Below are 20977 nucleotides of genomic sequence, written 5' to 3' on the forward strand. Positions count from 1 at the left end.
TATACGCTTTTCAACTGGAAGAACGGATTCAATGTTACAGAAAGAGCTTGGGATAAGCTATAATACGTGGAGAAAAATTAAGCGAGGACAGCCACTTAGAGAAAGCTTAGCGGCAAGAATAATATCTAGAATTAGTATAATATAATCATATTCTTATCAAGAGATTAATTTTCCTTAATTTCCTTAATCTGTCACTGACATTATCGAGCACCATTTTTTTCGATGATCCGAAGCCATGTAGGATTTATGCGGCAAAAAAATGTCCTATCAATCAGTTCAAAGAGAGAACTGAAAAAAAGTGCGCGTCGCAAAAATATCGTAAACGTTGCGATGAATGCATTTTTAGAGAGTGGCTACGATAATGTCACTATGTCTGATATTTCTAGTATATTGGGCGGGTCGAAGAGCACTCTTTGGCAATATTTTGATCACAAGGAAGACATTGCTGTTGCCGCTATTGAATTGAAAGTTCAGTTATTTAGAAATTTTCTTGATCTCGATATTTCCGAATGTAGTAGTATAACCAGTATGTTGAATTTATCTTCGAAAAGATTTTGCCATTTCTTGATGCGAGATGACACCATCGAAATCGAGCGAATTATAATTATCAACAATCGGCGCATTCCCAAGTTAGGAAATATTTTCTACTCTAATACATTTTTGTATTTTCGAGATCAAGTTTCCTTATTTTTAGCTAATTCTTTATACGACGAAGATCCGGATGACGCGGCTATGCTGTTACTTGATCTTTGCACCTCAGGATTCAATCGAAGGTTGATACTGGAGTTGCGACACGCAAACAACATTCTAGCCGACCAAATCGCTGATCGCGCGGTACAGATTTTTATGAAGATTTACCATAAGTGCCTGGTTCGTCATCATGCGGATTGATTTCATAGTCTTGCGATACGTCGGATGACGATTTGAACGGGCGGGATGAAGACCCAAGCCTTTGCCGAAGCGATGGTTTTCTCGAAGTCCTCTGCTAGGCATCGGTTTCGGTTGAGCCATGCCAACGTCCGTTCGACCACCCAGCGGCCGGGCAGCACCTCGAAGCCTTTGGCGGTATCTGACCGTTTGATGATTTCGATGGTCCATTTCGCCATTCGCCGCAGAGCCTTCCTGAGTTTGTCGCCAGCATAGCCGCCATTTGCGAAGACGTGCCGCAGATACCAAAAGCGCGCGATGATTTCGCGTAGCACCATTGGGACTCCGTCGCGGTCCTGAATGTGGGGCGTGCGGATCACAGCATGCACCAGATCGCGTTCATTCTCAAGCAGGCCGAGGATGGTACGACCGTCGAGGAGGTGTGCCGCAAAGCCGGCATATCGGTTCAGACCTACTATCGATGGCGGAGCAAATATGGCGGACTGATGCCGTCGGAGACGAAGCGGCTGAAGCAGCTCGAGGAGGAGAATGTCCGGCTCAAGCGGCTCGTGGCAAACCTCAGTCTCGACAAAGAGATGCTGCAGGACGTCATCCGCCGAAAAATGTAAGGCCTGATCGAGCTCGGGAGATCGTTGGCTATCTGCGGGCGAACTACCAGGTGAGCGAACGGAGGGCCTGCGGCGCATTTCCGATCAACCGATCGACCCAGCGCTACCAATCCCGTCGCCTCGATCAGGCCGGTCTCAAGATGAAGATCAAGGAGCTGGACACCTTCTGTCATTGGGTGCGGGACTGCAAGGTAGATCGACTTGGGGTTCATGCTTCTGTCCGTGATCGACGCGTGGTCGTCACATGATGCGGTCGGAAAAATCAGGGTAGCCGATCTCGAAAACGGCGTTGATCGCCAAAGCGTCCAGCGGCTTGTCCCTGACCATCGTCCCCTCGCCGGTCACCCGCAGGGGACCTCTACGTAGCTGAGTATCCGGGCATCTTTTCTCTCCTCGAAGGCTATGCCGGCTGGCCGTACCTGAAGTCGGCTTCATCGACCCACATCCGGTGCAGAATGATGCCAAGCTTGCGGGCGAGCGCGACCTTGGCGCGCTTCGCGCTGCGGCGCTTGGCGATATTCATTGCCCAGGCCTTGATCTTCGACCATTTCGCCACGCGCGTCATCAGAACGTGCGCTGCCTCGAACAGAGCGACCCTGACCGCCGGATCACCGGCACGACTGATCCCGCCGTTCCGATCTATCTCGCCCGATTGATATTTTCGCGGCGTCAGGCCGAAGCAGGGACCGACTGACTTGGACGATCGAAAGCGGGCAGGATTATCGACCGCGGCACGGTAGGTAAGCGCGACAATCGCGCCAACGCCTGGCGCGGTCATGAGCCTCCGGCATACGGCGTCGGTGCGAACGATATCCCGGACCTGCCCATCCAGGACAGCCAGCTGCGCGCGTAATACTTGGCGCACAACGAGCAAGGGTTCCATGATGGAGGCAAGCGTTGCATTGCCCGAGACTATGTCGCGGACGGCATCATCCCAACGGCCCCGCAGCAGTCGGCCGAGGCGCAGGCCGAAACCCTTCAACAACCCGCGTACGCTATTCTCGATGTCCTTCTGCCGGCGCATCAATGTCGACCGCGCGGCCAGCAACGTACGCTGCTCGCGGGCGGGAATGGTCTTGACGTGCACCGGCCTGAACCAGCCCGAGCGCAATAGCTGGGCCATACCCCGGGCGTCGTTGCGGTCCGTCTTCATGACCATCGCCGACAGCGCAGCGCGGACCTGCCGGGTCTCCATCAGAACCGGCTCAATCCCTGCGTCCTGGAGGCCGCGAAAAAGCCATTCCGAAAGCGGTCCGGCCTCGAAGCCGACCAGTTCGAGTTCAGCGCTGTAGGGGGCCAGGCAATGGGCGATCGCCTCCGGATCGCTAATCGTCACTGCTTCCAACAGAATATTGCCACCGGCGTCGATCACGCAAATCGCCGTCTTATCCATAGAAACATCAAGCGCGGCATAGGCAGTCATGGCTTTCCTCCTCGATAGGGGATGCTCAATATGGGGCGAATCGCACCCAATGACCGCATCTCGAAGAACCGTCTGATTTCGGCATGATGGCGACGTGAAGGCGCGCAAATTGACGGTGAGCCCCGGTTTTTGGGTGCTGATCCGCTGATTTCCGTGTCGGAACCGGCTGCAGGGGCCGGTTTTTGCGTCATGCGGGCGCAGGACGCCCCTCAAGCCAGGCAAGACGCTGGAAGTTATAGGCCAGGTTGGCCATCCCGATCTTGATGCGGGCGCGGGCGATGCCGATGGTCCGCACGACCAGCCCCATGCGGTGCTTCTGCCCGGCGAACAAGTGCTCGACCGCCGAACGCACGGCGGATCGTTTTGCATTGGCCCTGGCGATGCGTTCGGGCATCGGCCGGCGCGGCAGCTTCTTCTGGTGGATGTGGCTGGTGAACATCCCCTTGGCGAGGAACGCCTCGTTCTTCTTCGACCGGTAGGCCGTGTCCGCCCAGACCCCCGAGCCGGTGTTGTCCTTGCTGACCACATCGGGCAGTCGTGCACCATCGTGAGCATTGGCGGCGCTGGCGTCCCAGGTACGGATCAGACCATGGGTCCTGTCGATGCCGATGTGGTTCTTGTAGCCGAACATCGGGATAGCGAGGTCGACCGGCTTGAACGCCTTGGGATCGGCGCCTTCCTTCACCTTGGCCTTGGTGTACTTGACGCTCCAGCGCGCGTCGCGATCCTTCTGGCGGAGCTTGGCGGGTTTTACTTGACAGGCCTCGGGAACGCACCCCTCCTTGATCGCCATCTTCTCCACTTCGGTATTCCGTTGTTTCGGCGCCGGCACGACCGTGGCATCGATGATTTGGCCGCCCATGGCCAGATAACCCCGATCGGTCAGCGCGGCATCGAAGCGGGCGAACAGCCGGTCGATCGCCCTGGCCTTCACGAGGCGCTCGCGGAACAGCCATACCGTCGTCGCATCCGGCACCGTGCCGTCGAGCCCAAGGCCCAGGAACCGCTGAAACGACAGCCGATCCTTGATCTGAAACTCGGTTGCCTCGTCTGACAACGAGTACAGTGCCTGCAGAACCAGGATCTTGAACATCAGCACAGGGTCGAACGGCAGACGTCCGCCCTTGGCGCGCGGGGCGCGTCGCAGGGCGGCGACCAGCGGTCAACGGAAAACCTCGAAGTCAACGACGGCCGCCAACCGCTCCAGCGGATCGCCCGCTGCACTCAGCGCCTCGTACTGGTTCGAAAGATCAAAGAAACCCGGCTGTCCCGCCATTACCGCCTCCGCTGTCGCGCAATGGCAGTGAATCAGTTCAGGCCGCTATGCACCAGAGGTTTTTCGAGATGCGGTCATTGGGTGCGATTCGCCCCATATTGAGCATCCCCTATCGAGGAGGAAAGCCATGACTGCCTATGCCGCGCTTGATGTTTCTATGGATAAGACGGCGATTTGCGTGATCGACGCCGGTGGCAATATTCTGTTGGAAGCAGTGACGATTAGCGATCCGGAGGCGATCGCCCATTGCCTGGCCCCCTACAGCGCTGAACTCGAACTGGTCGGCTTCGAGGCCGGACCGCTTTCGGAATGGCTTTTTCGCGGCCTCCAGGACGCAGGGATTGAGCCGGTTCTGATGGAGACCCGGCAGGTCCGCGCTGCGCTGTCGGCGATGGTCATGAAGACGGACCGCAACGACGCCCGGGGTATGGCCCAGCTATTGCGCTCGGGCTGGTTCAGGCCGGTGCACGTCAAGACCATTCCCGCCCGCGAGCAGCGTACGTTGCTGGCCGCGCGGTCGACATTGATGCGCCGGCAGAAGGACATCGAGAATAGCGTACGCGGGTTGTTGAAGGGTTTCGGCCTGCGCCTCGGCCGACTGCTGCGGGGCCGTTGGGATGATGCCGTCCGCGACATAGTCTCGGGCAATGCAACGCTTGCCTCCATCATGGAACCCTTGCTCGTTGTGCGCCAAGTATTACGCGCGCAGCTGGCTGTCCTGGATGGGCAGGTCCGGGATATCGTTCGCACCGACGCCGTATGCCGGAGGCTCATGACCGCGCCAGGCGTTGGCGCGATTGTCGCGCTTACCTACCGTGCCGCGGTCGATAATCCTGCCCGCTTTCGATCGTCCAAGTCAGTCGGTCCCTGCTTCGGCCTGACGCCGCGAAAATATCAATCGGGCGAGATAGATCGGAACGGCGGGATCAGTCGTGCCGGTGATCCGGCGGTCAGGGTCGCTCTGTTCGAGGCAGCGCACGTTCTGATGACGCGCGTGGCGAAATGGTCGAAGATCAAGGCCTGGGCAATGAATATCGCCAAGCGCCGCAGCGCGAAGCGCGCCAAGGTCGCGCTCGCCCGCAAGCTTGGCATCATTCTGCACCGGATGTGGGTCGATGAAGCCGACTTCAGGTACGGCCAGCCGGCATAGCCTTCGAGGAGAGAAAAGATGCCCGGATACTCAGCTACGTAGAGGTCCCCTGCGGGTGACCGGCGAGGGGACGATGGTCAGGGACAAGCCGCTGGACGCTTTGGCGATCAACGCCGTTTTCGAGATCGGCTACCCTGATTTTTCCGACCGCATCATGTGACGACCACGCGTCGATCACGGACAGAAGCATGAACCCCAAGTCGATCTACCTTGCAGTCCCGCACCCAATGACAGAAGGTGTCCAATTGCTGCGGAGCGCGCGTTGGCATGTTGAAGGCAGGGCCTATGATCGGGCGCTCGCCTTGATCTTGGAGGCACATGCCGATCTACCCATGGCCGCGTTCTGGGGACAGGGGCACTCCGCCTCCAGCGACGGACAGTTCTTCCTCGCGACCGAGCGGGGCGAAGCGATGAACATGGTCAACGCCAAATACGGCAATGTCCCAGGCTTGAAAGGATACAGCCATGTCTCTGATCAATACGCGCCGTTTGCTACCCAGGTCATCCCGGCGACCGTCAGCAAAGGCACCCTATATTCTCGACGGGCTGCTCATGAATGACGCAGGCCGCCATGTCCGTCAGCACATTGCCGATACGGGCGAATTTACCGATCACGTCTTCGTCGCCTGCTCGCTTCTCGGCTACAGGTTCGCGCCACGCATCCGCGACCTGCAACAGAAAAGACACTATGCCTTTACCCCCGGTGCGACGCCGGCCAATGTGCGGGGTCTGGTAGGCGGGAAGATCAATGAGCCCCTCATCGAGCGGAACTGGCCCGACATCCTGCGGGTCATGGCCACGATCGCCGCCGACATTGTCGCCCCCAGCCAGATTCTGCGGAAGCTGGCTTCATATCCTCGTCAAAATGAGCTGGCCCTTGCCCTTTGGGAAGTCGGTCTTGTCGAACGGGCGCTGTTCATGATCGACTGGACTCTAGACGCCGGTTTGCAGCGCGAGGCCCAGATCGGCCTCAAAAAAGGTGAAGCCCATCATGCGCTGAAGCGCGCCATCAGCTTCCATCGGCGCGGTGAAATCCGGGACCGATCGGGTGAAGGTCAGCATTATCACATCGCCGGCATGAACTTCCTCGCCGCCATCATCATCTTCTGGAATAAGATTAAGCTCAGCGATGTCGTCACCGGTCGATCCGCTAATGGCGCTACCGTCCCACCCGATCTCCTCGCCCATTTCTCACCGCTGGTTTGGGAGCAAATCAACCTCACCGGCGAATATCGCTGGCCAAAATCCTTAGCGTAGGATTTCGCTCCCTCCCGCAAACGGCCCGTATTTTGCGGAGGACATCGCATGCCAACCGCGGCACTTCACCCGTCGGTAAAGTGCCACGGTCCTCAGTTCTGTGGGTAGCGAGGATCTAGCGAGTTAGTGACCTCACGCTCTAATAGCCGCTGCGCTTCGGTGAAGTGCCACGACTGGTCCAACCGCCTTAGCCGGTCGATAACGGATTCACATTCCGTTCTTATTGTGCTTCAAATGTTCTGATGTTTCAGCCTGATCTTTTTGCCACAGAGGCGACCTCGGAACCGGCCAGCGTTTCGGAACAACCGGTGCTCGACGTGCCTGGTATCCTCGAGCGACTGGCCGACTTTTGCGAGCGCCCCCGGTACAGCTTCATGGTGCTGAATCTGATCGCGCAATTGAGTGCGAAAACTGGCTCGGCCGGTCCGTTCGTCCGAGCGGGCGAGACGCGGATTCCGGTTCGAGACTGGTTATCTGACGCTCTGACCCCGGTCGCCCAGCGCGATCCCCGCCGGCTCGCGATCGCCGGAAAGGTTCGACGCGCGCTGGAGGACGATAATGCGCTACCAGAAGATAGCGCGGCAGCAGGCGCCTTGATCGACGATCTGGTACGCGAGCGCATCCGGATTTCCGGTCGAACTAACGTCAGTCGCGCCGTCTCAGAACTGGTTCGAGCCGGATTAGTCCAAAGGCGATATCAAGGATATCGGGTCGATCATCACAATCGCGGCGCGCAGCGTCAGGTCATGTACGCCATCACTGAGGAAGCGCGCCGTGCCCTGCGCTCCGGGGTGTGACTCGCGTTCCTTGCCTTCTATAGGCAAGCACGATGGCTTTTCATCACCGTTAGATCGTGATGCGAGCGTCCCATGGTGATCGTTCGGCATACGTGCAGGCATCTGAACTAGGGAATCAAAGGGTGGTAATAGCTTCTACGACTGGACTAGCTGTCTGGTTGCGACACATCATTGGGATATGGTAAAGAATGCCATCGCGGATCACGCGTGGCGCTTTGCCGTCCTTGCTGATGAGGTTTCGTGATGGTGCAGATACATCCCCAGGCTCGAACCACGCCTGCTGTAAGGGCGGAAATTGCCCGTTCGACCGAGCCTGCCAGTGTCGTGGCGAAACGCTATGGCATCAGCGATGAGACGGTCCGCAAATGGCGCAAGCGAGGAGAGCAGGCGATCCTGGATCGCCCAAGTCGGCCCCATCGTCTGGCTTGGCGTATGAATGAGGAAGAACGCGCGATCATCTGTGCTGTACGCAGGGCGACAGGCTTTGCCCTGGATGACCTGACCTTCGTGCTCCGGCACTTCCTGCCACACCTCAATCGCGACAGCATCTACAGGGTACTCAAGGCCGAAGGGCTCAATCGACGACCGCCCAAGCCCACGGCGCAGCCGCGTAAAGGACAGGGGCGCTTCCAGGACTATGACCTGGGCTTTGTCCATATCGACGTCAAACATCTGCCCAAGCTGCGCACCGCGGACGGCGAAACTCGCAAGCGTTTCCTTTATGTCGCCATCGATCGCTGCTCACGCTTCGTCCATCTGGCCGTCTACGATGCTGAAAATGCTGCCAACGCCGTCGCCTTCCTCAAGGCCGCCAGAAGGGCTTTCCCCTTCCGCATCACCCATGTGCTGACAGACCGGGGATCCTGTTTTACCGCCGACGATTTCGAACGCGCCTGCGCGAAGATCAAGGTCGTTCACCGCACGACGCGACCCTATACGCCGCAAACCAATGGCATGGTCGAACGCTTCAACGGCCGCATCGCCAGCGAAGTGATGGGCATCAACGTCGCCGGCCATGCTGATCTCGAAATCCTGCTGACCGGCTTCAACCGTGCCTACAATCGGCGACGACAGCGCGTGCTCCACGGCAGTTCGCCATGCCAGAAGGTAGAGGAGCGGATCGGCCTTATGCCCGCGCTCGCCAATCCTCTTTACAAGCCGACGGCACCGGACGATCTTATGACTAAAGTCGACGACGTACTATATTACGCCAATGATGTGTCGCAACCAGACAACTAGCATTACAGTTGCATATTGATTGAAATTCTGAATCAATAGGTCTCCATGGTAGGGAGGCCGTGGATGACGGGCGCATCGATTGAAACGACACTGGAGCTTTGGGCATCGTCGCTGCGGGACGTGAAGGCTCGCATGCGCGTGCTATTCACCCAGGAACGCGTTGCGGCATCGGCCAATCTTTTCCTGGATGGTTTGTTGGGTGAGAAACGGCGCAAAACAGGATGGATGCGTGCAGAGGCGGCCGGAGATCCTGAGCCCTGGCGACAGCAGGCCATTCTGGGTCGCGGGCGCTGGGACGCAGACGGTCTTCAAGACATCGTGCGTGACTATGTCGTAGAGAACCTTGCCCCAGATGACGCTGTTCTGGCCATCGACGAGACCGGCTTCCTTAAGAAGGGCGATGCCACCTGCGGTGTCGCACACCAATATACCGGTTCGGCAGGCAAGACAACAAACTGCCAGATCGGTGTTCGCGACCTATGTTTCGGCTCGGGGTCATGCCTTTGTCGATCGAGCCCTCTACTTGCCCAAGAGCTGGACTGGTGATCGGACAAAGCTTGCCGCCACCCATGTTCCAGAGACTGTGTCCTTTGCCGCCAAGCCCGCCTTGGGTCGAGATGATAAGGCGTGCGCTGGCGGCGGATGTACCCTTTTCATGGGTAGCGGCAGATGCGGTATATGGCCTAGGCGACGTCGAAGGCGCGGTGCGCCAAGCCTGCACGGGCTATTTCCTTGGGGTCAAATCCGATCATTACTTCGGCTCCTGGGCGAAGAACCCGGCGCAGACACTTATGCAAGATTCGTGCCGCCAGCGCATTGATTTAACATAATGTTTATTATCGACTATTGAGCCTGTAAGCGGGTGGATTCTATTTCGAAGTGCGAAATCCTAGGTTTTATAAGGGTTTGATCCCTTTTCCAGGAAGGCACGCAATGAACGGCTATCAGCATCTGGGTTTGGACGAGCGGCGCGACATTTATCGATTGGCAGCAACCGGACGGTCAGCACAGCAAATTGCTGACGCGCTGTGTCGGCATCCTTCGACGATTTATCGAGAGCTCAAGCGCAACCGCCATCTGGATGAGAATCCGCTGTTTCGCGGCTATTTTCCGACTGTCGCACAGACCATGGCGCGCGGGCGTCGAGTTCGTGGCGGGAAGATCGCTCGCCAACCGGAACTCGCCGCTTATATCGCTGATCGCTTGTCGGCCGCCTGGTCGCCAGAACAGATTGCGGGTTACCTGCGGCGTCATCGGGGCAACCGGGAGGCGGTGTGCCACGAGACCATTTACCAATATGTCTATGGACCTGATGGACGCCACCAGAAGCTGTGGCGCCATCTTCCCGTTGCCCGCCGTTCTCGACGGCAGCGCTACGCTCGTAAGCCACGCGGTCTCCATATTCCTGTGGCCAATACGATCGGCGCACGTCCGCAGGAAATTGCGGATCGCAGCAGCTTCGGACATTGGGAAGGCGATCTCCTGATCTTCCGGAGAGAATATGGCAAAGCCAACCTCACCTCGCTGGTCGAACGCTGCAGCCGCTTCACCTTCCTCGCGCGTAATCCGAGCCGACATTCTGCCGGTGTCATGGCCGGGATCGATCGGCATTTGCGCGGCATCCCCCCTTCCCTCCGGCGTAGCATCACCTTTGATCGCGGCACGGAATTTGCGGCTTTTGCGACACTGCGAAACAGGCTCGGCGTCACCAGTTATTTCTGCTTACCGTCCGCGCCCTGGCAGAAAGGCGGCGTGGAAAATTGCAATGGCCGAATACGGCGCTTCCTGCCCTCCAACACCGACATTGCGCTCCTGTCGGACAAAGAGATCCAGGCCGTCGCCGATCGCCTCAACAGCACACCCCGCAAGTGCCTGGGCTATCGCACCCCGCACGAGGTCCTGGGAGAACAGATCGCCCTCCTCAAGGCCGGATAAATTTTGCCATCCGGGGTGGGGCTCGCCCCACCCCGGATGAAATGCTACGCATCACCTCGGGTGTCGCGCTTCAAATGGAAACCGCCGCGCCATTTAGAAATGTCACCCTCTGCAAATTAGAGATGTCACTGGTGGCATGGTGCTCCCTGGATGCAGGGAGTGCGCGGATGACGGTGGTATCCATGAGCCATGGCGAGCTTACACGCTTCGATACGCTGCTACGGGTTGAACGTCGCGAGTTGCGAGCCGAGGATGCAGCGACGCTACTCGGCTTGTCCCGGCGGTAGGTTTATCGGTTGCTGATACGCATGCGTGCAGACGGTGCGCCAGGCCTGGTTTCGCGTCGTCGCGGGCGCCGTAGCAACCGTTGGCTTGGCGATGGCTTTCGCGACCATGCGATTGCGTTGGTCCGAGAGCATTATCATGATTTTGGGCCGACGCTGGCGGCTGAGTATCTGGCGGAGCGCCATGATGTGCACATTTCCCGCGAGACGCTGCGCAAGCTGATGATCGAGGCTGGTCTGTGGAAGGATCGTGCAGCGCGTCGTCCGCGCCCGTATCAGCCGCGTTACCGCCGGGATTGCCGCGGCGAACTGGTCCAGATCGACGGTTCGAAGCATTGGTGGTTCGAGGATCGCGGCCCGCAATGCACCCTGCTCGTCTATATCGACGATGCAACCAGTGAGTTGATGCATCTCCAGATGGTCGAGAGCGAGAGCACCTTTTCCTACATGGAAGCGACCCGGGCCTATATTGAGCGGCACGGCAAGCCGGTGGCTTTCTACTCCGATCAGCACAGCGTCTTCCGCAATTCCCGCGCCAGCGCGGCGCGCGGCGACGGCATGACGCATTTCGGCCGCGCGCTTGATGCGCTGAACATCGAGATCATCTGCGCCAACTCACCGCAGGCCAAGGGCCGGGTCGAACGGGCCAACGGCACGTTGCAAGATCGGCTGGTCAAGGCAATGCGCCTGGAGGGCATATCGTCGATCGAAGGCGCGAATGCCTTCCTGCCAGGCTATATGGTTCGGCATAATGCGCGGTTTGCCCGCCCCGCTTTTGACAGTCGGGATCTCCACCGCCCGCTCGCCCCGCATGACGATCTGCGCGCGATCATGGTGTGGCGGGAACAGCGCAGCGTTACCTCGGCGCTGACATTGCATTACAACAAGGCGATGTTCATCTTGGAACCGACCGAGATCGCCCGGAAACTGGTGCGCAAGCGGGTGATGGTGTGTGAATATCCCGATGGCCGGCTGGAGATCCAGCATGAGGGGCATATCCTCCCCTACCGGCATTTCGACAAGATGCGGCAGGTGAGGCAGCCGACGATCGTGGAGAACCGCCATCTCGATGCGGCGCTGCTGCTGGCGAAGGAGATCCAAGCGATCGCACCGCATCACCGGCAACGGAACAACAATGCTCCCGCCCGGCATGACCAGCCCACGCATCTGTTCCCCGAACCGGAGGTGCCGGTGAAGATCGATGGACGCAGGTTGGGCGGAGCCAAGCTCAAACGTCGTCCCCGTCTCAGCCAGGCGGAGTTACGGGCGCGCGGCACGCTGGAATTTGTGAAGGCCCGTTAAAGACTGTCCGACCGGCGTTGACCGGGCCCGCTGCCTGCGCAGCGGGTCCATGCCCTTCCCCACCACTGTCACGCCACCAGCAGGGTCTGCGCTGCGCTATCCCGAGGGCTCCACGCAGCCCCTGCTGCCCTCAAAGGGTGTCATTTCTAAATGGCAGAGATTGTGACTTCTCTAACCGGCAGGAACAGAGCCTGTAAGCGGGTGGATTCTATTTCGAAGTGCGAAATCCTAGGTTTTATAAGGGTTTGATCCCTTTTCCAGGAAGGCACGCAATGAACGGCTATCAGCATCTGGGTTTGGACGAGCGGCGCGACATTTATCGATTGGCAGCAACCGGACGGTCAGCACAGCAAATTGCTGACGCGCTGTGTCGGCATCCTTCGACGATTTATCGAGAGCTCAAGCGCAACCGCCATCTGGATGAGAATCCGCTGTTTCGCGGCTATTTTCCGACTGTCGCACAGACCATGGCGCGCGGGCGTCGAGTTCGTGGCGGGAAGATCGCTCGCCAACCGGAACTCGCCGCTTATATCGCTGATCGCTTGTCGGCCGCCTGGTCGCCAGAACAGATTGCGGGTTACCTGCGGCGTCATCGGGGCAACCGGGAGGCGGTGTGCCACGAGACCATTTACCAATATGTCTATGGACCTGATGGACGCCACCAGAAGCTGTGGCGCCATCTTCCCGTTGCCCGCCGTTCTCGACGGCAGCGCTACGCTCGTAAGCCACGCGGTCTCCATATTCCTGTGGCCAATACGATCGGCGCACGTCCGCAGGAAATTGCGGATCGCAGCAGCTTCGGACATTGGGAAGGCGATCTCCTGATCTTCCGGAGAGAATATGGCAAAGCCAACCTCACCTCGCTGGTCGAACGCTGCAGCCGCTTCACCTTCCTCGCGCGTAATCCGAGCCGACATTCTGCCGGTGTCATGGCCGGGATCGATCGGCATTTGCGCGGCATCCCCCCTTCCCTCCGGCGTAGCATCACCTTTGATCGCGGCACGGAATTTGCGGCTTTTGCGACACTGCGAAACAGGCTCGGCGTCACCAGTTATTTCTGCTTACCGTCCGCGCCCTGGCAGAAAGGCGGCGTGGAAAATTGCAATGGCCGAATACGGCGCTTCCTGCCCTCCAACACCGACATTGCGCTCCTGTCGGACAAAGAGATCCAGGCCGTCGCCGATCGCCTCAACAGCACACCCCGCAAGTGCCTGGGCTATCGCACCCCGCACGAGGTCCTGGGAGAACAGATCGCCCTCCTCAAGGCCGGATAAATTTTGCCATCCGGGGTGGGGCTCGCCCCACCCCGGATGAAATGCTACGCATCACCTCGGGTGTCGCGCTTCAAATGGAAACCGCCAGCGCCGGATAGAAATGTCACCCTCTGCAAAATAGAGATGTCACTGGTGGCATGGTGCTCCCTGGATGCAGGGAGTGCGCGGATGATGGTGGTGTCCATGAGCCATGGCGAGCTTACACGCTTTGATACTCTGCTACGTGTTGAACGCCGGGAGTTGCGGGCCGAGGATGCAGCAACGCTGCTCGGTTTGTCGCGTCGGCAGGTTTATCGATTGCTGATACGGATGCGCGCGGACGGTGCGTCGGGCCTGGTTTCCCGACGTCGTGGACGCCGTAGCAACCGCTGGCTCGGCGACGGAATTCGCGATCATGCGATTGCGTTGGTTCGGGAGCATTACCATGATTTTGGGCCGACGCTGGCTGCCGAGTATCTGGCGGAGCGGCATGATGTGCATATTTCCCGTGAGACGCTGCGCAAGCTGATGATCGAGGCTGGTTTGTGGAAGGACCGTGCGGCGCGTCGTCCGCGCCCCTATCAGCCGCGCTACCGCCGGGACTGCCGCGGCGAACTGGTCCAGATCGATGGCTCGAAGCATTGGTGGTTCGAAGATCGTGGTCCGCAATGCACCCTGCTCGTCTATATTGACGACGCGACCAGTGAACTGATGCATCTTCAGATGGTCGAGAGTGAGAGCACCTTTTCCTACATGGAAGCGACGCGCGAATATATCGAGCGGCATGGCAAGCCGGTGGCCTTCTACTCCGATCAGCACAGCGTCTTCCGTAATTCCCGCGCCAGCGCGGCGCGCGGGGATGGCATGACTCATTTCGGCCGCGCGCTGGACGCGCTGAACATCGAGATCATCTGCGCCAACTCGCCGCAGGCCAAGGGCCGGGTCGAGCGGGCCAACGGCACGTTGCAGGATCGGCTGGTCAAGGCGATGCGGCTGGAGGGCATATCTTCGATCGAAGAAGCGAACGCCTTTCTGCCGGGCTATATGGTCCGCCACAATGCCCGCTTCGCTCGTCCCGCTTTCGATAGTCGCGATCTCCACCGTCCGCTCGCCCTCCATGACGATCTGCGCGCGATCATGGTGTGGCGCGAACAACGGACAGTCACGGCGGCGCTGACACTCCATTACAACAAGGCGATGTTCATCCTGGAACCGACCGAGATCGCCAGGGAGCTGGTGCGCAAGCGAGTGATGGTGTGCGAATATCCTGATGGCCGGCTGGAGATCCAGCATGAAGGCCATGTGTTGCCCTATCGCCAGTTCGACAAGATGCGGCAGGTGAAGCAGCCGGCGATCGTGGAGAACCGCCATCTCGACGCGGCCTTGCTGCTGGCGAAGCAGATCCAGGCGATCGCCCCGCATCACCGGCAGCGCAACAACAATGCTCCTGCCCGTCGTGACCAGCCCACACATCTGTTCCCGGAACCGGAGGTGCCGGCGAAGATCGATGGGCGCCGGTTGGGCGGGGCCAAGCTCAAACGCGGCCCCCGGCTCAGCCAGGCGGAGTTACGGGCGCGCGGCACGCTCGAGTTCGTGAAAGCGCGCTAAGGCCGCGCTGACCGAGCCCGCTGCGTGCGCAGCGGGTCCATGCCCTTCCCCATCTAAGTCGCGCTTCCAGCAGGGTCTGCGCTGCGCTATCTCGAGGGCTCCACGCAGCCCCTGCTGATCGAAAGAGTGTCATTTCTATTTGGCAGAGATTGTGACTTCTCTAAGTAGCAGGAACATTTTATGTACGCGTTGTCAACATGTTATATGGCTTCTTAGCCTTTGCGATTTACACTGCGTTCGCCGAACCCCTGTTTGGGCGGTATCACATCCCCCAGCCATTTCCTCGATCCGAACAGGAAAATCGCTCGGTTGCGGTCAGCTACGGCATTTCGGTAGCATGCTGCGGATCCATCCTTGAATGGCAAGCTCCGTTTTCCAGCGGTGCGGTAATTACCTCGGATGACGGTATTTTTTCGGCGCTGTGAGAAATGCCAGAGGTAGGCACAGCTACCGAAGCTGTCGAAGATCGCTTTATCAACTGTTGATAAGATGCTATCCTCGGGTCAGGAGGTATTTGGATGATCAGCGCGGATCTTGGACAGCAGCTTGAAACGTTCGTGACCAGCTTGGTCGCGAACGGTCGATACAATTCGAAAAGTGAGGTGCTCCGCGAGGGAGTGCGCATGATTCAGGACCGAGAAACCCGCCTTGCAGCGCTCGATGCTTCGATCGCGCGCGGGCTCGCCGACGCTGATACAGGGAACACAACTCCCGCAGAAGCGGTGTTTGATCGCCTTGAAGACAAATATCGCGCCATGGATACCGGCTCTCAATGATCGTCCACCTTTCGGCCGAGGCCGAGCATGACCTTGAGACGATCGGTGATTATATTGCGCAGGACAACCCCGCCCGGGCGATAAGCTTTTTGCGCGAGCTGCGCGAGAAATGCCTGGACCTGTCGAATCATCCTGAACGTTTCCCGCTCGTGCCACGCTTCGAAGGACTGGGCGTGCGGCGCCGCGGGCATGGAAATTATCTGATCTTCTATCGCGTGGAAGCGGACAAGGTCGTCATTGTTCACATCCTGCATGGCGCTCAGGATTACGGAGCGATGCTTTTTCCAGACTGACTATTAACTGCTTCAATGCCCCTCTCTTTTTACCAACTGTCTTTGGACCTGGACCACATCATGAGCCCACCGATGACGACCATCACCAGCGCCGCAGCAGGCATGGCCTGCCGCCGCCCATGAGCTGGTCAGCGCGCCGCGAGGGCTGGAATCCACAGAGTGAAGATGCCCGCGATGACGGGGATGTCTATTACTCTCGCGTCATCCACTCGGCCGCGTTCCGCCGACTGCAAGGCAAGACGCAGATTTTGAATCTCGGCGACAGCGACTTCTACCGGACGCGCCTGACCCACTCGCTAGAAGTCGCGCAGATTGCAGGCGGAATAGCCCGCCAACTCGGCAAGAGCATCCCCGATCACCCCGCCGCCTCGCTCCTGCCCGACCGCGGGACCATCCATTCGATCGGTTGCACCCATGATTTCGGCCATCCTCCCTTCGGCCATGGCGGTGAGATCGCGCTCAACTATTGCATGCGCGATGCAGGCGGGTTCGAGGGGAATGGCCAGACGTTGAGAATATTGGGCCGACTGGAGCATTTCTCCTCCCATGCCGGGGCGAACCTGACGCGCCGGACCATGCTCGGCATCCTGAAATATCCCGTCGCCTTCAGCCGAGTGAGCAATCCGGCGATCATCCCTGCCCTCGTCACCGGCCCGACCACCATCAAGATACTCGACGGCAAGGCGTGCAAGCCCCCCAAGTGCTATCATGATAGCGAGCAGGACGTTGTCGACTGGATTCTTGCGCCGCTGGACAATGAGGATCGCGAAACATTCCAGACGTTCGCGCCCCAGCCCGGCAAGCATGGTCGGTCCATCCACAAATCGCTCGATTGCTCCATCATGGATACGGCCGACGACATCGCTTATGGCGTCCATGATCTGGAAGATGCGATCGCCCTTGACCTCGTCACGCGGGAGCGTTTTGCCGCCGCGCTGCAGGATCGCTGCCCGACTTTTCTCGACGCCCTCAAGGAAAAATATCCGGGCGAGAGCGCCAATGACGTCTTCTCGCAGATGATAGACGGTTTATTCGGCGGCGCTGCCTCGCGCAAGCGCTTCATCGGACGGCTGGTCCACCATTTTCTCACCGCCGTGGAATATGTCGAACTGGACGCCTTTGCCGAGCCATTGCTGCGTTACCGCGTCCGGGTACGGGAAGGCGAGCGTCAGTTCCTCGACGTCCTGCAAAATTTCGTCGTGCGGGAAGTCATCACCAGCCCCGGGGTCCAGCATCTGGAGTTCAAGGGTCAGGGGATGGTCATCGCCGTTTTTGAAGCCATGCAGGCCGACCCGGTCCGGCTTCTCCCCCGCGAAGAGCTTTTGAAGTTTGAGGCAGCGGGCGGCGACCTGCGCATCATCTGCGATTATGTTGCAGCGATGACCGACACGCATCTGCTCAAAACATATGAGCGGTTGTTTTCCCCACGCTTGGGTTCGGTGTTCGACCGTCTCTGACAGGAGCGGTGTGCCTCGCTCCGTCCGCTTATTTGCACGCGCCGGGGATGCGTCATGGCGATGTCACAGGAGGCAGGCTACCTGCGCCACATGAATATCGGTTCATATTTCCGCCTCGAAGGCGTCCTCGTCGCAGGTGCGGTCAATCCCTATGTCCAAGCGCGCAATGGTGCGCTTTGGGAGGTCGGCCTTCTTAAAAATGTCGTTCATCTTCTTCAATCGAACGTGGTGGTCGAAGGCATCAGGACGGGCGCGGAAGCGATCGCGGTCAACTGGATTGAAGCGAACGGGCCGTTTCAATGAACCCTTTCCTCACCCGCCATGTAGCGGTATCGCTCGGTGTCGCCGAAGCGTCCGCCTAACCTCGGCGGTGATCGTGTAGACCGCTTCTCGCTGCGCACCGCGATTGGGATGATCGACGCGGTAGCCCTGATAATGCCGCCGCAGCAGGCCGGCCTTCACCAGATCCGAAACCGCCCGGCTCACACTGGTTCGACCGGAACGGATGATGCGCTCCTGAATCTGCGCCTCACATGCGCGCTCCAGCTCGGCTGGATCAGCGCCATCCTGCGCCATGCCTAGCACCTCTCCCCGCACGGCTTCCACCATGGCGATGCGCCGGCAATCGCGTTTCGCCAGCGGAGCCAAGGCCTGGCAGAGCCAATCGCGAACAGGCACCCTCCCCTCCTCGGTCCTCACATAAGGCCCGAGGCTTCCATTGGGTCCGGCTTCTCGTGCGATGAGTTCCAGTACCAGCAGCGCATAGCGCGGTCGGCGCGTGACGGCCGCAATACGATCGACCAGTTCCGGCTGCGTTGCGCTCGCTGGCGCGAGCGTCGGCCGTACAGGCTTCTTCGCAGACGGCAGAGGTTGCTCGAAACGGTCGGCCTGATAGAACATATCAGGAATCTAGCAGATGATGAGTCGCTGTGAATCCCCTTTTCTGCGCCGGTGCCAGATAAAACCCATGTGTCACTTTGCCCGGCTACGCCCCGTGTTCTGGGGCAATTCCCCTCTTCCGGTCGGCCATCTTCCAGCTTATGCCCTTGCGCATCATCAACGGGAGAATGCCCAATGAACAACACCGATCTCGCCGAAGCCCTGGCTGCCGACCAGGGCCTCACCAAGGCCGATGCCCGCAAATATGTCGACGCCGTTTTCAGCTCGATCGCCAATGCGGCTGCCAAGGGGCAGGAGGTGTCGCTGAACGGCTTCGGCAAGTTCAAGGTGAGTGCGACGTGAAAGTCGTCTAAATAATTGTTTGCGCATGAATAATCTCATGGATCAAACCTGATGTTCCGTCATCAGTAGCCTACCGGCACATGCGGGACTGGTAACGGTCCGGTATGAAGCTGCTGGGACAATGTAGCCGGGCCTTCGGGCCGTGCCGATGCCGTGAGGTGGCGGTATCTTCTGCAAGCATCAGAGCGGATGGGGCGCTAGGCTGGGTGGTATGACTAATTGAAGTGAACTGCTGATAAACGTCGTGAAATTTGACAAGCCAAAGATGCTGATAGGCTTGAACCAAAAGGTGCGCGGTCGGATGTCTCTCTTTACTTTGGAGACACACGGACAAGATAGACCGCCGGCGAATAGGCAGGGTCTAACCCACCCCCGTTATTTAGATGAAACACGGTAAGCCCGTATCTCCGCCCGGCAGTGGGCAGGCCAACCGCAAGGAAAGCTGTCGGTGGTGCGGGTAAAGGATGTCGGAGAAAGCGAAGGCCGGGCTGTAATGGTCTGGACAGGGGTTGCGGCTTGCCAACATCACCCCGCCTGAAAAGGAGCAGACTTCCGACGGGTCTCTCATCGCGAGAAAATATGCAGAACCCTCAAAGGAGGACAGGCAAATGACGGTCATAGCGACTGGTGCGGCCTCCCGCGAAACGGCGGACTGGAGCCAGATTGACTGGTCCTCGGTGCGTCGAACCGTGCGACGGCTGCAAATGCGTATCGCGAAGGCAGTTCGGGAAGGTCGCTGGGGTAAGGTGCAAGCCTTACAGCGGCTGCTGACCCATTCGTTCAGCGGCAAGGCTCTTGCCGTAAAACGAGTTACCGAAAATCGAGGTAAGAGGACGCCCGGAGTCGACCGGATCATCTGGGACACGCCGGGCAAATGCGTCAGAGGAGTATTGTCGCTCAGACGGCGGGGCTATCGGCCACTACCGCTGAGGCGGGTGTATATCCCGAAGGCAAATAGCAAAAAGCTGCGTCCGCTTGGTATTCCGACGATGAAAGACAGGGCCATGCAGGCACTTCACCTGCTTGCGCTACTGCCTGTCGCGGAAACCACGGCAGACCCTAACTCATACGGCTTCCGTCCCTTTCGCGCCGCGCGTGATGCGGCTCGCCAGTGCTTCATTGCACTGCGGGGACGGGGGACGGCGGGATGGGTTCTGGACGCTGACATTGCTGGCTGCTTCGACGAAATCAGCAAGGACTGGCTCACCGCCAACATCTCCATGGACAGGGCGGTGCTCCGGAAGTGGCTGGACTCCGGTTATATGCAGGACGGCGAATGGCACGCAACTCGAGCGGGAACTCCGCAAGGCGGAATAATCTCGCCAACACTTGCCAACATGGCCTTGGACGGAATGGAAACGATGTTAAAGGCTCATTACGGCCCCAAACATCGAAACATACGCACCAAGGTCAATATGATACGTTACGCCGATGACTTTGTCATTACTGGTGCATCGAGAGAAGTGCTGGAGGAGGCAAGGACTTTGGTAGAGGAATTTCTATCTGCACGGGGTCTATCCCTGTCTGAAGAAAAGACTCGCCTCGTGCGGGTCGAGGAAGGCTTCGACTTCCTCGGCTGGAACGTGCGCAGATATGATGGGCACACCCACATCAAACCCGCCAAGAAGAACGTGGCGGCGTTCATGCGCAAAATCCGAACGATTATCAAATCCGCCGCCAGCATAAGGCAGGAGCATCTGATATGGCGACTCAACCCTGTCATACGGGGTTGGACCAATTATCATCACAACCAGGTGGCGAAGGAAACCTTCCGAAAGGTCGATCACCTCATCTGGAAGTGTCTCTGGCAGTGGGCCTGTCGTAGGCACCCGAACAAACCGCGTCGTTGGGTGAAGGGGCGTTACTTCATTCGGGAAGGCACGCGCGACTGGGTGTTCCGCGCAGGCGTGAAGGACGACGGAGGAAACGTCACGTTCACACGGTTGCTGAATGCAGCCGACGTTCCCATCCGTCGCCATTGCAAAATCCGGGCTGCTGCCAATCCGTTTGATCCGGTCTGGGACGGTTACTTCGCCGCAAGGCGCAGCCGACCCACGGATCTACCGGCAGACCTCGGATGACCCGCATCCGCCCCTTGATCGAGGGGACTGGTGGCTCTGGTCACACAGGGCTTCGTGGAGGCTTGAGCTGCATGCAGGGAAACTTGCACGTGCAGTTCTAAGGGGGGA

14 protein-coding genes and 7 pseudogenes are annotated in these 20977 nt (G+C 58.9%); 17 read left to right on the plus strand and 4 right to left on the minus strand.

Annotated elements, in window-relative coordinates:
* The first annotated feature begins 222 nt into the window (after positions 1–222).
* Positions 223–891 (plus strand): TetR/AcrR family transcriptional regulator, encoded by a 669-nt coding sequence (locus tag VVT58_RS20710; RefSeq protein WP_082718776.1) that lies wholly within the window; start codon positions 223–225, stop codon positions 889–891.
* 2 nt (positions 892–893) lie between these two features.
* Here VVT58_RS20710 and VVT58_RS20715 read toward each other — a convergent pair.
* Positions 894–1268: pseudogene (locus VVT58_RS20715) on the minus strand (transposase); the annotation flags it as partial.
* Here VVT58_RS20715 and VVT58_RS20720 point away from each other — a divergent pair.
* A pseudogene (locus VVT58_RS20720) lies at positions 1251–1485 on the plus strand (transposase); the annotation flags it as partial. The pseudogenes VVT58_RS20715 and VVT58_RS20720 sit on opposite strands and share 18 nt — an antisense overlap.
* 411 nt (positions 1486–1896) lie before the next feature.
* Here the strand turns inward: VVT58_RS20720 and VVT58_RS20725 are convergent.
* Positions 1897–2919: an IS110 family transposase gene (locus tag VVT58_RS20725; protein WP_008832424.1), complete on the minus strand. Its 1023-nt coding sequence runs from the start codon at positions 2917–2919 to the stop codon at positions 1897–1899.
* 187 nt (positions 2920–3106) lie between these two features.
* Positions 3107–4195 (minus strand): annotated as a pseudogene (locus tag VVT58_RS20730) (IS5 family transposase).
* Between the two features lie 127 nt (positions 4196–4322).
* On the opposite strand from VVT58_RS20730, the gene VVT58_RS20735 reads away from it, so the two are divergent.
* From VVT58_RS20735 to VVT58_RS20795, 13 genes and pseudogenes are all read left to right on the plus strand, one after another.
* The gene (locus VVT58_RS20735) at positions 4323–5345 is read left to right on the plus strand and encodes an IS110 family transposase (RefSeq protein ID WP_008832424.1); all 1023 of its coding nucleotides are present in this window, start codon (positions 4323–4325) and stop codon (positions 5343–5345) included.
* Positions 5346–5587: 242 nt separating this feature from the next.
* Positions 5588–6602 (plus strand): annotated as a pseudogene (locus VVT58_RS20740) (Tn3 family transposase); the annotation flags it as partial.
* Between the two features lie 242 nt (positions 6603–6844).
* Positions 6845–7399: a hypothetical protein gene (locus VVT58_RS20745; protein WP_008832040.1), complete on the plus strand. Its 555-nt coding sequence runs from the start codon at positions 6845–6847 to the stop codon at positions 7397–7399.
* Between the two features lie 243 nt (positions 7400–7642).
* Entirely contained in the window at positions 7643–8638 is a 996-nt protein-coding gene (locus VVT58_RS20750) for an IS481 family transposase (RefSeq protein WP_037520950.1), read from the plus strand.
* A gap of 45 nt (positions 8639–8683) precedes the next feature.
* Positions 8684–9417, plus strand: a pseudogene (locus VVT58_RS20755) (IS701 family transposase); the annotation flags it as partial.
* 154 nt (positions 9418–9571) lie between these two features.
* Positions 9572–10573 (plus strand): IS30 family transposase, encoded by a 1002-nt coding sequence (locus VVT58_RS20760; protein WP_061934287.1) that lies wholly within the window; start codon positions 9572–9574, stop codon positions 10571–10573.
* 167 nt (positions 10574–10740) lie between these two features.
* Positions 10741–12159 (plus strand): annotated as a pseudogene (locus VVT58_RS20765) (ISNCY family transposase).
* A gap of 272 nt (positions 12160–12431) precedes the next feature.
* Positions 12432–13433 (plus strand): IS30 family transposase, encoded by a 1002-nt coding sequence (locus VVT58_RS20770; RefSeq protein WP_061934287.1) that lies wholly within the window; start codon positions 12432–12434, stop codon positions 13431–13433.
* A 168-nt stretch (positions 13434–13601) separates the two neighbouring features.
* On the plus strand, positions 13602–15020 hold the full coding sequence (locus tag VVT58_RS20775) for an ISNCY family transposase (protein WP_061939481.1): 1419 nt from the start codon (positions 13602–13604) through the stop codon (positions 15018–15020).
* Between the two features lie 518 nt (positions 15021–15538).
* On the plus strand, positions 15539–15796 hold the full coding sequence (locus tag VVT58_RS20780; RefSeq protein WP_061939483.1) for a type II toxin-antitoxin system ParD family antitoxin: 258 nt from the start codon (positions 15539–15541) through the stop codon (positions 15794–15796).
* Positions 15793–16089: a type II toxin-antitoxin system RelE/ParE family toxin gene (locus VVT58_RS20785; RefSeq protein ID WP_061939485.1), complete on the plus strand. Its 297-nt coding sequence runs from the start codon at positions 15793–15795 to the stop codon at positions 16087–16089. Before VVT58_RS20780 ends, VVT58_RS20785 begins: the two co-directional genes overlap by 4 nt.
* 119 nt (positions 16090–16208) lie before the next feature.
* The gene (locus VVT58_RS20790) at positions 16209–17546 is read left to right on the plus strand and encodes an anti-phage deoxyguanosine triphosphatase (protein WP_061939487.1); all 1338 of its coding nucleotides are present in this window, start codon (positions 16209–16211) and stop codon (positions 17544–17546) included.
* Positions 17547–17600: 54 nt separating this feature from the next.
* Complete coding sequence (locus VVT58_RS20795) at positions 17601–17849, plus strand: DUF5818 domain-containing protein (RefSeq protein WP_062733589.1); 249 nt, start codon at positions 17601–17603, stop codon at positions 17847–17849.
* Between the two features lie 9 nt (positions 17850–17858).
* Here the strand turns inward: VVT58_RS20795 and VVT58_RS20800 are convergent, their stop codons facing one another.
* Complete coding sequence (locus VVT58_RS20800) at positions 17859–18446, minus strand: hypothetical protein (protein ID WP_061939491.1); 588 nt, start codon at positions 18444–18446, stop codon at positions 17859–17861.
* A gap of 174 nt (positions 18447–18620) precedes the next feature.
* On the opposite strand from VVT58_RS20800, the pseudogene VVT58_RS20805 reads away from it, so the two are divergent.
* A pseudogene (locus tag VVT58_RS20805) lies at positions 18621–18776 on the plus strand (HU family DNA-binding protein); the annotation flags it as partial.
* A 620-nt stretch (positions 18777–19396) separates the two neighbouring features.
* Positions 19397–20869: a group II intron reverse transcriptase/maturase gene (ltrA, locus tag VVT58_RS20810; RefSeq protein ID WP_061939493.1), complete on the plus strand. Its 1473-nt coding sequence runs from the start codon at positions 19397–19399 to the stop codon at positions 20867–20869.
* Positions 20870–20977 lie beyond the last annotated feature (108 nt).

Origin of the sequence: Sphingobium sp. SJ10-10, from assembly GCF_036038995.2 — a bacterium.
Taxonomy (GTDB): Bacteria; Pseudomonadota; Alphaproteobacteria; order Sphingomonadales; family Sphingomonadaceae; genus Sphingobium.